The sequence below is a fragment of the Virgibacillus byunsanensis genome (genome assembly GCF_042675965.1).
GTDB classification, from domain to species: domain Bacteria; phylum Bacillota; class Bacilli; order Bacillales; family Amphibacillaceae; genus Virgibacillus_R; species Virgibacillus_R byunsanensis.
Map to the genome: position 1 here is coordinate 1 of NZ_JBHTKJ010000032.1, position 12,741 is coordinate 12,741.

Sequence of the window (12,741 nt, forward strand, 5' to 3'; positions counted from 1 at the left end):
TGTCAAGCAGGATTCGCACCTGCTAAATTACACGACCTATGCTCGGTCGCTCCGAAAGCCTTAGTTGTACTTATGTAGATAAGAAAGTTTTATACTTTCCTATCTACGAACAAAAGCGCAAACGTCCTTACAGGCTAAGTTCGCCACATCCTTGAAAAAGAAGTTCACTTTTTCTTCGCGATGTTACGCTGTCGTAGCAATCCTTCCTAATGCAATAAAAAAGCCCTGATCACAAAGGCTATTGCCAGTAATCAGGGCTTTTCCTATTACGCTTTACTCGAACCCAAGTTCTTCTTTGGGGTACTTTTTTCCTTTTGACCATTTTTATCCGTATTTTTGGAGTCACTATTTGTTAGATGATGCAGTATAAGCAACTGATATGTGTTACATGCTAGTAACGGAATAATCATCAACCACGCATAGTCTGTCCCCTCTGTTCTTAGCCCTGGCACCCATTCAATAGTTGTTATGACTACCATTAAGAATAATGCTGGTACAAACGCACTTTGATTTGTCTGTTTCGCTTTTATTTTGGCGATTACCCAACCATACAGAAGAATAGATGCTGACATGAGTATATACCAAAAAATGGAAACCTCTCCTTCAGTTGCTTTATATGGAAAAAATACTAGATCAAAAACAACAAATGCAACTAGCAGAATTTGTACTGTTGGCCAAAATGAACGAAAGATCCCTAACCCAAACTGATTCACATATAGATATGCAAAAAAACCAGTTTGACTAATAATGCTTGCTAGTAATCCAAAACCTACATAAAACAACAATAATCCCAGTAACTCCATAAAATTAAATGGACTTACATTTTCAACATAAAGTTCTGTATTTACAAAAAAGCTTGTTACAAGCCCTGTTATTCCACCTACCAATAATGTCTTCAAAAATAACCCTACCAACTTACGACTGTTCAATCGAATTCCTCCTGCCAATACAACTATGTAATCTTACTTTGCATTTTATTTCACAATTCATTCCCCAAGATATTTTATCATGAAATCAAACTTTTTTCCTTCATGAAGTGAATATTTTTTTATCGCAACACTCATATTAATCATGAGAGAAAGGAGGTTTTCCAAATGCATCGTAAGATTTTTATTACGCTTGTTGGAATACTCATTATACTAGTGAGCGCTTGTAATGGAGAGGGGACCTCCGGTAAAGAAGGAGAATACGATACAACCAAAAAAATGGTTGTTGATATATTGCAAACAGAAGAGGGAAAAAAAGCCTTAAAGGAAATACTGGCTGATGAAAAATTAAAACAAGAGTTAGTGATAAATTCTGATGTTGTTAAAGAATCCGTAAACAGCGTACTCGTTTCTGAAAAAGGGAAAGAAATGTGGAAAAAAATGTTTGAAGATCCCGAATTTGTTAAAACTTATGCAGAATCCATGTCTGATGAGCAAAAAAAACTAATGAAGGATCTATTAAAGGATTCTGAATACCAGAAACAAATGCTCGAATTGTTGCAAAATCCAGAAATTACAGATCAAATGTTAAGCGTTTTGAAAGGCCAACAGTTCCGGGCCCATTTAGAAGAAACGATTCAACAAACCTTAGAATCACCACTATTCCAAGCCAAAATACAAGAGATATTATTGAAAGCTGCAGAAAAACAAGGTGGCGGTGGTGGACAACAAGGTGGAGGATCCGGCGAGGGTGAATCCGGTGGCGGTGATTCTGGCGGTTCCGGTGGTGGCGGAGGCTCAAGCTAATGACTCGACTTATCACTAGATGAACAATTGAATTAACATTTGTAAAAAATATAGAGCACACTAACTGGGTGTGCTTTTTTGTTTATAGTAAAGAAGGTTTGGATCATCTGATCCAAACCTTCTTATAGATTTCAACAAGTACATTTATTCTTCGACTTTAGCTATTACTTTAGCCGCTATCTTATGATATTCTTTTCCGATCGGATGGTCTTGTTGATAGATGGAAGGAGCAAATACATCCTCTTCCTCAAATGGCTGTTGTAATGGCAGATGACCGAGAACTTTTGTTTGTAACACTTCTGCAAGTTTCTCTCCTCCACCTTGACCAAATACATATTCCTTTTCTCCAGTCGCTTTACTTTCAAAATAAGCCATGTTTTCAACTACACCTAAGATTTCATGCTCTGTTTTAATTGCCATCTGTCCAGCTCGTGCCGCTACAAATGCTGCTGTTGGATGTGGTGTTGTTACAATTATCTCTTTACATGTCGGTAACATTTCGTGAACATCCATTGCGATATCACCTGTTCCTGGTGGTAAATCCAGCAATAAGTAATCTAGGTCTCCCCATTCGACTTCCTTAAAAAAGCTGGTAAGCATTTTACCCAGCATTGGACCACGCCAAATAATTGGTGAATTATCTTCAACGAAAAAACCCATTGAAATAACTTTTACTCCAAAGCGTTCAACAGGAATTATTTTTTCACCACGAACTGCTGGGCGTTCTTCAACCCCCATCATGTCTGGAACACTAAATCCGTATATATCTGCATCAATAATCCCTACTTTTTTGCCTATACGCATTAAAGACATAGCTAAATTTACGGTTACAGTGGATTTTCCTACTCCACCCTTACCACTTGCTACAGCTATAAAATGCGGTTGTTTACTCCCACCCATCAACGTTTTTTCTTTTTCATCTTCCATAGATGGTTGGAACTTTTGAATTACTTCATCAGGTAGTTGTTCAAAGCGCAGCCCTACTGTATTAGCACCATTTTTCTTTAAAATGCCAACTAGCTCTTGTTGTAGTTGCATTTGTTCACCAGTGTTTGTTTTTCCAATGCCAATTTTTACACTGACATGTTTTTTCTCTTCTTTAATGGTTACTTCCTTTACGCCGCCAGTTTCTTCTAACGTTCTATGTAAAAATGGATCCTTAACAGGATTTAATAGTTGTACAACTTCTTCTTTTGTTAACACAATGCGTCACCATCCCTTTTCTAGCATCTGAGTAGTATTAGATAACTTCAGACTAACTCTACCTTAATCATATCCAACGCTAGTATAACATAAATCACGTAAAATCTAAGTGATATGAATCATGGGATGGTTTCTAATGATTTCACTTGCCTAATCAGACTCTTCTATTTCTTCTGTAGCATAGCGTAATATCCCTTCATAAATACTGCCTGCCATCTTTTGCTGATAGGAATCTTTCTTTAAGTGCTCACGTTCGTGTTCATTAGATAAAAACCCAATTTCTACTAATGCTCCAGGAACTTCTGCTTGCTTTAAAAGATAGATACCATTAATGGCTAATGCAACACGATCTGTGTTTTCCAAATTACGGATGATTTCAGATTGAACCATCTTTGCTAAATGCTTACTCTCATCATGTTTTGAATAGTAAAATGTCTGTGCACCGCTCCATTTACCTGAAGGGAGTGCATTTAAATGAATAGTTAGGAAAAAATCAGCTTTTTTATCATGAATAAAGTCTAGCCGTCTACGAATATCCTCTGCTTTTCTACGTGCTAAACCCTTTGTTTCTTCATCAGCTAAATCCTCATCCTTTTCACGCGTTAAATATACAAGTGCACCTGCTTGTTGCAAGTAATCTTGCAGCTTCTTTGCCACTTCCAATGAAATTTCCTTTTCTAATGTTTGGTCTTTTCCAACAGCCCCGCCGTCTGGGCCACCATGGCCTGGATCAAGTACAATCGTTTTCCCGGAAAGGGGTAATGACCATGTCTGCCATGTTGTCTCTACTTTTTGAATAGGAAATTGTATAAGAAAAGCTAAAATAATAATACCTATTACCCAAGTTACAACCCCGCCTACTCGCCCCATATCATTCTCTCCTTATCTCATTACTCTCATTATTCTATGGGACAAGATATTGGATTATGACTTAAACTGTATTTATCGTATATGCATTTCAAGTTAACGGGATAGAATCCCTATTACAAATTGTTTTTTCCAACTTATATTTTCAAATTCAGTTAATTTCCTCCATTTAATTTGCTTCCAATTCAATGGTGTTATAAACGTTGAACCAGATTTGAATTTTTCTTGATTAGGCACAGCCAGCCATTCATCTGGCTCAGCGCCTCTTGTAACCTCCCAAATATTATTCATCTGAATCCCAGTCTGAATTTCCTGGTTAATAAGTTTACCCTTATTCGTCATTATCCATAATTCACCGTTGCTTATATGTTCATTAAGTACAGCAGTCGCATCATTCGATTCCTTCATTATAATCTCAATTGTTGCATGATACCCAGGTAATAATTCTTCCGTATCTATTTCTTCAGTGAATGCTACGTTAAAGGGATAGACACTTGAACTTTTAATTGGAGTGGCCTTCGGTGTATCGCTAATATTTTCTATCGAACCTTGAAGTACTACTTCCTTCTCTAGAAACGTCACTTCTACAGGCATATCCTGTTCAACTGTCACACGCTCTTGTTCATTTAACTCGCCCTTTACATGTAATTCCATATCTCTTACCGTTATAAGTGGGTCACCTAATTCCTCTGATATGGTTGTTACTTCCCCTTGATAAGGACTCTCTACTGTAATAGTATCTCCAGTTGCTTCAAGCTCTGCTAACTGTGCTCGAACACTTTCACGTTCTGCGTTTTTTTGAGCTAATTCTTTTTCCTTTTCAGCCAAATATTGTTCCTTCATATAATCAGCTTCCACTGGAGGTTCTGGTGTAATCGTAATATCTTCCTCTTCCTCACGTTCAATTATGATATTCGTTTGTGGTACTTGATAAAAAGACATAGTCGCTATCGCTTGCTCAATTGCTGCGATCTCTCCATTAATCTTATCTATCTCGCTTTCTAAATAGGTACGCATTTCAACATAATCATGAACTGCATATGTATATACCGCATCACCAGTATCTATCAGCTCACCCTCATCGACTAAAAATTCCTGAAAGCTTCCTCTATTTTTATCAAAATATATATGTTGTTCGTTTACTGAAGACAGTACGCCTTGTTTATCTATCGATTCGTACATATCCATCTCAAATGTTGCTGACCATTGTTCAACATATGCTTTTTTGGGTATTTTCCCATCATGATCCAGGTAATTCAACAAGAGGTTAATTCCCATAAATAAAATAACCATCATATAGATCAGTCGTTTGCGTCTCATTCGAACCACCCACTTATCAACTCAGTATCTATGTAAGCCAACGTTGCTACTAGTAACCAATAAAATAGATGTAACAAAATGACAGTTGTCCATAGCCAATGCGTTTTAATAAGAGACATGGAACCGATAAATTTCACTTGAAACCAGATGATCCAAAGTTGAAAAATTGATATAGCGCCAAAAAAATAGATGATTAGGGGCATTTCAGTGATATAAGATGCTATAATGCCAAAGGACATGGGAGAAACATACCAATCCAACCCCAAAAATACGACAAGCGGGATCCATATGATACGTTCGGTTAACATGACGAACAGTACCATTTGTTGCATAATGACCAGTTTTTTAAACGAGATACCTGTTAATGAATAAAGAATCAACGCAGGTAAAAATAATATCAAACATGCAAATACAACAGCAAAAACAATCCTACCAGCAACAAACCATAATTTGCTTTCCTCGTAAGTCAGTTGACCCATCTCTGTTGCACTTCCAGAAATAATATCAGACCCTATTCCAAGCATAGCCATCCATGCGTAAATGGTCATACTTACTAATATAAGTGCGATAGTTAGCTTCCATAAATTTTTAAATGCTTCTGCTTTTTTAATTCGAAATAAATGATCATCTATGGAAAAAAGTAACTTCAAAATATTTATAGTATACATAAAAGACATTCCCTTGTCCGTGGCATATTTTTAAAGTAAATTTACGGAAAAATTTTTCATTTAGTATCTATTCTAGCGTATTATACTACATTTTCCTATTATTATTTTAATTGTTTTAAATAGTAAAAATAGTTGTCTAAATATAAGGCTGTTTTCGCACGCATTGTTGCTTTTTCACCTTTATAGTTGATAAATATAAAATGAGGGAGTATCTCCTCGTGTCGCATATTAGCAACATTTTGAAAAACTCCCTCACATATTTGTTTTGTTAAAAGAAATCCGATAGAAATGTTTGTTGCTCTGGAATAAGCTGCTCCAGCTGTTCAATATCTTTTTTCCCTCCCTGAAGAAATCCAATATCGTACAATTCGATTGGTCGTTTGTAGCCTAAAAATATAGATGTAAGCGTCTGAATCGTACACGTTATCCCTGACTCGTTAGTTGCTTTTAAGGTAGTTACCTTGGTTTCCAATCCAGCCTGAGTCAACTGATACGTTCCGCTGTTCTCCGGCAGAAATGAATCCTCAATATGTAATACAACAGGTTTTCCTTCACTGTTTAGAAAAGGATAGTTTTTTAGGAAGTTAAATACATCGACAATACGCGCCATGAAATAAGGAACTATTTCCTGGGCGAATCTAGGTTCATCAATTAATAGATGCAAATTATCATTTTCAGGAACCGTTAGTTCTACCTTTTCAGCCATAGAATCATGGTTAGCAATAAATTGAAGTAACAGCTTTTGTCCATTGCTGGAGGCATAAACCATTTCCTCAACAACAAATTTATTCTCTTTAACCTTATAGATAACATAACCATCTGCTTCTTTTTGGTCATTATAAGCAACTACAATATGATAATTATCCTTAAGGACACGTTGCTTCCACCATTTCTTATCACGCACAAGCATCCCATTAAGTTTCTTTGCATAACTAGTATAGATATCATGCAACACTTCTATATCATCTTGAATGCGTCGCACATACCCATTTCCTCCCCACTTCCCTTTCAACGACTCCATAGGAAGGGTGTAATTCTTTTCTACAAAGGTGAGCTCCCATCCGTATTTTCTATAAAACGAAAAGGCAAATGGATGGAGGAATGAAATTGTCTGACCATTTTCCTTCATATGTTGCAGCGCATGGTGCAGGAGATGTTTAACAGCACCCTGCCTACGATACTCAGGCCATGTGGCAACAGAACTTATTCCCCCGATTTCAAACGTCTTTCCATTCATATAACAAGACAAAGGAATGAGATGTAATTTAGCTGCAAGTTGTTCATTTTCCATCCAACCCCAAATGATATGCCGTTTAGCTTCCTCTTGCTTCTTCTCTAATTCCACTTCTGATAACTTATATTGAAAAGCAAATTGAGAAAGCGGAAATATTTCATGATAGTCTGCTTCTGATAGCCTCTTTATTTTATTCATTCAGCACCCTCACTTCCTTTATTACTACCTTTATAATACTATATTTTAATCATTAAAAATGCCCCATTACCTATAAAGGAAAAGAGCTTATAAAATTTTATCGCTTAACTGTACTATTTACTTCTTTCTGTCCACGGTGTTCCAATGCAGGCAATGCCCAGCGACAGCTACTGCGTTTAGATTAACAAACATATCTAAGAACCAAGTATACCACCCTGCTACATCACTACTAGAAATGAAACCTATATAACCTGCTATTTCAGTACCATCACTTCACCAGAAGTTAACCATGTATACCCAAGATATAATCTTAAAATCAGCCAGATCCATGCTGATTTCGTGTTCGTACACAACCATCTGGATAGAGGGTTTTCTTCTACAACTATTTCATTTCCAGAAACCTCTCCTTTTATATTAGCTATTTCAAACACTCCTAAAAATGATCTAAATACTAAAAAAACCCTCTTTCCCATAAGGAAAGAGAGTTTTTGATATAAGCAATAATTAACGTTTTGAGAATTGTGGTGCACGACGAGCGCCTTTAAGACCGTATTTCTTACGTTCTTTCATACGAGCGTCACGAGTTAGGTACCCTTCTGTTTTAAGAGAAGCGCGATATTCAGGATCAGCTTCTAGAAGTGCACGAGCGACACCGTGGCGGATAGCGCCAGCTTGGCCAGTAAATCCTCCACCATGAACGTTTACTAAAACATCATATGTTCCTTCTGTTTCAGTAGCTACAAGTGGTTGGTTTAGAATTAATAATTGTGTTTCATATGGGAAATAGTCTTTTGCTTCACGGTCATTTATAACAACACGGCCAGTTCCTGGAACTAAACGTACACGTGCAGTTGATTTTTTACGACGACCTGTTCCGTAGTATTGTACTTGTGCCAATTGATTAACCTCCTTTTAATTATCCACGAAGCTCGTGAACTTCTGGTTTTTGTGCTTGATGATTGTGCTCAGAATCTCTGAATACGTGCAATTTTTTACCCATTTGACGGCCTAGAGGACCTTTAGGGAGCATACCTTTTATAGCAAGCTCTATCATTTGTTCAGGGTATTTCGTACGCATTTCAGATGCATTACGTTCTTTTAATCCACCTGGGTGGTTAGTGTGGCGGTAATACATTTTGTCATTTATTTTGTTACCTGTTAGTTCTATTTTTTCAGCGTTAATAATGATTACATTATCACCTGTATCAGCGTGTGGTGTGTATGTTGGTTTATGCTTTCCACGAAGGATCGCAGCAACCTCACTCGCTAAGCGACCAAGACGTTGGCCTTCAGCATCCACAACAAGCCATTTGCGTTCAATATTATTTTCATTTGCCATGAAAGTTGTGCGCATGATTAGTTTCCCTCCATATTTCAATAATCGTTCATTTCGTTTTATATTTCAACACAATTAGATTCCGGGGCTAATCGTGGTTTAGAAATAAATAAAATGCCATTAATCATCATATACCAAAATAGTGGTCAATGTCAAGTTGTTCATTAGTTTATTAAAATATTATTCCTTCTAATTTCAACCATGGAGTATTATAACGGTTATTTGTATTTAACTGCAACCAAATATAACCCTTGTGGTGGAACAGTTTCACCTACCATTTGACGGTCTTTTTTCGCTAGTAACTCAACAATGTCAGAGGGTTTACGTCTTTCTTGGCCAATGTCTAACATTACACCTACGATAATCCGTACCATATTATATAAAAAGCCGCTTCCACGAAAAATAAATACGATTTCATTGCCATTCTGTTCACACACAGCCTGATAGAGCGTTCTTTTTTTACTCCCCTTTGTAGTTGCCTTAGCCGAAGAAAACGTTGTAAAATCATGTTCTCCTTCTAAATAACGGCATGCTTCCTGCATTGCTGTAACATTCAAGGTATACGGAAACTGATAGGCATAGTTTCGTTTAAAGACATCGATCTCTTTTTCATTCCAGATGTAATAACGATATTCTTTCTCCACAACATCATACCTCGCATGAAATGTATCAGATACTATCCCCACTTCCCAAACATATAAATCACCAGGCAGAAGTGTATTAAGCGCTTGTTTCCAATTCGTTGTTGGAATGTCGTAGGCTGAATCAAAATGAACTGTTTGACCTTTTGAATGTACACCTGTATCTGTTCTGCCTGATGCTTGAATGCGTATTGGAGTACCTTTATGCATTTTTGTTAATGCTTTTTCCATTTCACCTTGGACTGTCCGTTTTTTGGGCTGGATTTGAAAGCCAGAAAACAGTGATCCGTCATAACTGATGATGCATTTCAGTCTTGCCATCTTACTCCAGCCCTTTCTGTATCATGAATAAACACTTTTAAGAATAACTCCGTGTCCAAAATAACCCCGCAATGATACATGCAAATATCAGATAAATGAATATATCGCGACGTTCAATTTTTAACTCACGCAATTTAGTACGTCCTTCTCCACCCTGATAGCCCCGAGCTTCCATCGCCATTGCTAATTCCTCAGCCCGCTTGAACGCACTAACGAAAAGCGGAACCAATAATGGTACTACAGCTTTCACACGTTCCTTAATTGGGCCAGTTTTGAAATCAACACCACGAGATGCTTGAGCTCTAGATATCTTTTCCGTTTCTTGCATAAGCGTTGGAATAAATCTCAGTGAAATAGACATCATTAACGCTAGCTCATGAACAGGGAACTTTACTTTTTTCAACGGATGTAACATGTCTTCAATTGCATCCGTTATTTCTATAGGTGTTGTCGTTAGAGTTAGTAGTGAAGTTACAAGGATGAGTAAGAAAAATCGCATTGAAATTGCAAAACCTTGTACTATTCCACCTGAATAGAATTCAAAAATCCAATAATCAAATACTACTGTTCCTTCCCTTGTAACAAATAAGTGCAGAATAAACGTAAATATAATTAAAAACCATACCGGGGTTAATCCTTTTATAATATAGCGAATAGGAATTCTTGTCGTAAACATACTTGCTAATGCAAACGCAGTTATAAATCCGTAGCTCCATGCGCTATTGGCAAAAAATACGATGAATACAAAAAAGAAAATGATTGTTATTTTTGTTCGTGGGTCCAATCGATGTACAAGCGACTCACCAGGTACATACTGACCAATAATTAGTGCATTATTCATGATTCAGCCCCCTTAATAAAGCGCTGAATCGAATGTGCAACCTCGGTGACTGATTGACGCTTAAATGGAATCTTTTCTCCAAACTTGTTTTCAAAGCCATTTAAAAATTGAATCATCTCTGGTACATCAAGTTGTACCTTATTAAGTGCTTCTTTTTGTGTAAAAACATCTTCTGGCTTTCCTTCCATATACTTCGTGCCATTGTTTAAGATAATGACATGGTCAGCATACTTCACCGCATCTTCCATACTGTGTGTAACAAGGGCCGTTGTTAACCCCTCTTTTTTATGCATAGTATAAAACATGTCCATTATCTGCTTTTGACCACGAGGATCAAGACCTGCAGTTGGCTCGTCGAGTACAAGTACTTCTGGTTTTATTGCAAGTACACCAGCAATAGCTACTCTGCGCATCTGTCCTCCACTTAAGTCAAAGGGAGATCTTTGAAGTAATTCCTCAGGAAGACCCACTGCTGGAGTAATTTCTTTAATACGCCGACTTATTTCTTCTGAAGCCACATCAAAGTTTTCTGGACCAAATGCAATGTCTTTTTCAACTGTTTCTTCAAATAATTGATGTTCTGGATATTGAAATACAACTCCGACACGACTTCGTAATTCTTTCATGTTTTTTGGCTTATTGGCACTCGTTAAATGGTAATCTCCAATTGTTACTTCGCCTTCACTCGGTAAAACAAGTCCATTTAAGTGCTGAATAAGGGTAGATTTCCCTGATCCAGTATGACCAACTATCGCAACAAATGACCCTGATGGAATGTGAAAGGACAAATCTTCGATCGCTTTATGTGCAAATGGTGTATTACGTTGATATACATAGCTTACGTTTTTGAATGTAATGTCCATAAATCCTCCAGCAATTCATCTTGGTTTAGTGGTTCATCTGTAATCGATATACCTGCTTGCTTTAACTCACTTGCTAATATTGCAATAAAAGGCACGTCCAATCCAATTTTACGCAGTTCTTCTTGTTTCGAAAAAATTTCACGTGGTGTCGCCTCATCCCATATTTCACCATCGTTCATAACAATAACGCGTTCAGCCTGCACCACTTCCTGAAGGTCATGTGTAATGGTAATTAATGAAAGATCGTTCTCTTCTTGAACATTTGAAACGGTGTGCATAATTTCAGTGCGTCCTTTTGGATCAAGCATCGCTGTCGCCTCATCCAAAATGAGCACCTGTGGTGAAATAGCTAACACACTTGCTATTGCCACTCGTTGTTTCTGTCCACCTGAAAGCCGGTGTGGTTCTGTCATACGATAATCTTGCATTCCTACAGCAGTTAATGTTTCATCAATACGCTTTATCATTTCATAACGGGGAATCCCGCGATTTTCCATACCAAAAGCAACATCGTCACGTACAGTAGTTCCAACAAACTGATTATCAGGATTTTGAAAGACCATGCCTACTTCTTTACGGATATCCCATATCGATTCCTGGTTTACTTGCTTTCCATTAATTAAAATTTCCCCTTCTTGTGGAAATAATAACCCATTTAAAAGCTTAGCGATGGTTGACTTACCAGAACCATTGTGCCCGATGATGGCAATCCATTCACTTTCATAAATTTCAAACGTTACATTTTTTAACACCCATGGCTGCTCATCTCCATATCGAAACGATACATTTCTAAACTCTATTAACTTTTTTCTCATATATATGCATTCTCCTCTACTCTGCTCTATAGCCTTTGGGTGAGATGTATAATTTAAGTAATATAGTTGGTTTCTCCGAGTTCACCAATCTGTTGCACACCGCCAAGCAAGCCCGCTGCACTTTTGCATGTCTAGTTCAGGCTTCTAAAATCTGCCGTCATAAGCAATTGACACTTCAAGCGCAAAAAACCATGCGCTTTACGGTCCCTTGCTTATGCGTCCGCTTCTGAACAGTCGCCTTCACCTTTCAACCTACAAAAAAAGGGCTGGGATTCACCTCGGAAGAGATTCAGTCCTGCCCTTAACGTGTATGCTTCATTAAACTAGTTCAATGATTGCCATTTTTGCTCCGTCACCTTGACGAGCGCCTAGCTTAAGAACACGTGTATATCCACCTTGACGATCCTCGTAGCGTTTAGCTATGTCATCGAAAAGCTTCTGAATAACACTTTCGTTTTCATTTGCCTCTTTATTATATAAATATGATGCCGCTTGACGACGCGCGTGAAGATCACCGCGTTTTCCTAGCGTAATCATTTTATCAACTACTGATTTTAGATCCTTCGCCTTTGCTTCTGTTGTCTCAATGCGTTCGTGAATGATTAAATCAGATGCAAGGTTGCGAAGTAGTGCTATACGTTGGTCTGTTGTACGACCGAATTTTCTAGCCATGGACTATCCCTCCCTCTCTCAAAACTCTA

General features: G+C 37.6%; 15 protein-coding genes. 1 reads left to right on the top strand and 14 read right to left on the bottom strand.

Annotated features, from left to right (window positions below; genetic code table 11):
• Positions 1–266: 266 nt before the first annotated feature.
• Positions 267–929, bottom strand: coding sequence for a KinB-signaling pathway activation protein (locus ACFQ3N_RS12060; protein ID WP_390362746.1), 663 nt, complete (start codon positions 927–929; stop codon positions 267–269).
• Between the two features lie 165 nt (positions 930–1,094).
• Between ACFQ3N_RS12060 and gerD the strand changes: the two genes are divergently transcribed.
• Positions 1,095–1,733 carry a spore germination lipoprotein GerD gene (gerD, locus tag ACFQ3N_RS12065; RefSeq protein WP_390362747.1) on the top strand — a complete coding sequence of 213 codons (639 nt, stop codon included), beginning with the start codon at positions 1,095–1,097 and terminating at the stop codon, positions 1,731–1,733.
• A gap of 144 nt (positions 1,734–1,877) precedes the next feature.
• Here gerD and ACFQ3N_RS12070 read toward each other — a convergent pair whose 3' ends face one another.
• The 13 genes from ACFQ3N_RS12070 to rplQ form a co-directional block, all read right to left on the bottom strand.
• Positions 1,878–2,936 (bottom strand): Mrp/NBP35 family ATP-binding protein, encoded by a 1,059-nt coding sequence (locus ACFQ3N_RS12070; protein ID WP_390362749.1) that lies wholly within the window; start codon positions 2,934–2,936, stop codon positions 1,878–1,880.
• A gap of 150 nt (positions 2,937–3,086) precedes the next feature.
• A complete protein-coding gene (gene cwlD, locus ACFQ3N_RS12075; protein ID WP_390362751.1) occupies positions 3,087–3,806 on the bottom strand; it encodes an N-acetylmuramoyl-L-alanine amidase CwlD in 720 nt (239 codons plus the stop codon).
• A 93-nt stretch (positions 3,807–3,899) separates the two neighbouring features.
• Positions 3,900–5,123: an efflux RND transporter periplasmic adaptor subunit gene (locus ACFQ3N_RS12080; protein WP_390362753.1), complete on the bottom strand. Its 1,224-nt coding sequence runs from the start codon at positions 5,121–5,123 to the stop codon at positions 3,900–3,902.
• Complete coding sequence (locus tag ACFQ3N_RS12085) at positions 5,120–5,791, bottom strand: hypothetical protein (RefSeq protein WP_390362755.1); 672 nt, start codon at positions 5,789–5,791, stop codon at positions 5,120–5,122. The genes ACFQ3N_RS12080 and ACFQ3N_RS12085 overlap by 4 nt, the downstream gene beginning before the upstream one ends.
• Before the next feature lie 268 nt (positions 5,792–6,059).
• Positions 6,060–7,223, bottom strand: a complete 1,164-nt coding sequence (locus ACFQ3N_RS12090) for a GNAT family N-acetyltransferase (RefSeq protein ID WP_390362756.1) — start codon at positions 7,221–7,223, stop codon at positions 6,060–6,062.
• 254 nt (positions 7,224–7,477) lie between these two features.
• Positions 7,478–7,654 carry a hypothetical protein gene (locus ACFQ3N_RS12095; protein ID WP_390362757.1) on the bottom strand — a complete coding sequence of 59 codons (177 nt, stop codon included), beginning with the start codon at positions 7,652–7,654 and terminating at the stop codon, positions 7,478–7,480.
• A 73-nt stretch (positions 7,655–7,727) separates the two neighbouring features.
• Positions 7,728–8,120: a 30S ribosomal protein S9 gene (gene rpsI, locus ACFQ3N_RS12100; protein ID WP_390362759.1), complete on the bottom strand. Its 393-nt coding sequence runs from the start codon at positions 8,118–8,120 to the stop codon at positions 7,728–7,730.
• 19 nt (positions 8,121–8,139) lie between these two features.
• On the bottom strand, positions 8,140–8,577 hold the full coding sequence (gene rplM / locus ACFQ3N_RS12105) for a 50S ribosomal protein L13 (protein WP_390362760.1): 438 nt from the start codon (positions 8,575–8,577) through the stop codon (positions 8,140–8,142).
• 200 nt (positions 8,578–8,777) lie between these two features.
• Positions 8,778–9,521 carry a tRNA pseudouridine(38-40) synthase TruA gene (gene truA / locus ACFQ3N_RS12110; RefSeq protein WP_390362761.1) on the bottom strand — a complete coding sequence of 248 codons (744 nt, stop codon included), beginning with the start codon at positions 9,519–9,521 and terminating at the stop codon, positions 8,778–8,780.
• A gap of 37 nt (positions 9,522–9,558) precedes the next feature.
• Positions 9,559–10,362: an energy-coupling factor transporter transmembrane component T family protein gene (locus tag ACFQ3N_RS12115; RefSeq protein ID WP_390362762.1), complete on the bottom strand. Its 804-nt coding sequence runs from the start codon at positions 10,360–10,362 to the stop codon at positions 9,559–9,561.
• Complete coding sequence (locus ACFQ3N_RS12120) at positions 10,359–11,225, bottom strand: energy-coupling factor ABC transporter ATP-binding protein (protein WP_390362763.1); 867 nt, start codon at positions 11,223–11,225, stop codon at positions 10,359–10,361. The genes ACFQ3N_RS12115 and ACFQ3N_RS12120 overlap by 4 nt, the downstream gene beginning before the upstream one ends.
• A complete protein-coding gene (locus ACFQ3N_RS12125) occupies positions 11,201–12,040 on the bottom strand; it encodes an energy-coupling factor ABC transporter ATP-binding protein (protein ID WP_390362765.1) in 840 nt (279 codons plus the stop codon). The genes ACFQ3N_RS12120 and ACFQ3N_RS12125 overlap by 25 nt, the downstream gene beginning before the upstream one ends.
• Positions 12,041–12,358: 318 nt before the next feature.
• Positions 12,359–12,712, bottom strand: a complete 354-nt coding sequence (gene rplQ, locus ACFQ3N_RS12130; RefSeq protein ID WP_390362766.1) for a 50S ribosomal protein L17 — start codon at positions 12,710–12,712, stop codon at positions 12,359–12,361.
• Positions 12,713–12,741 lie beyond the last annotated feature (29 nt).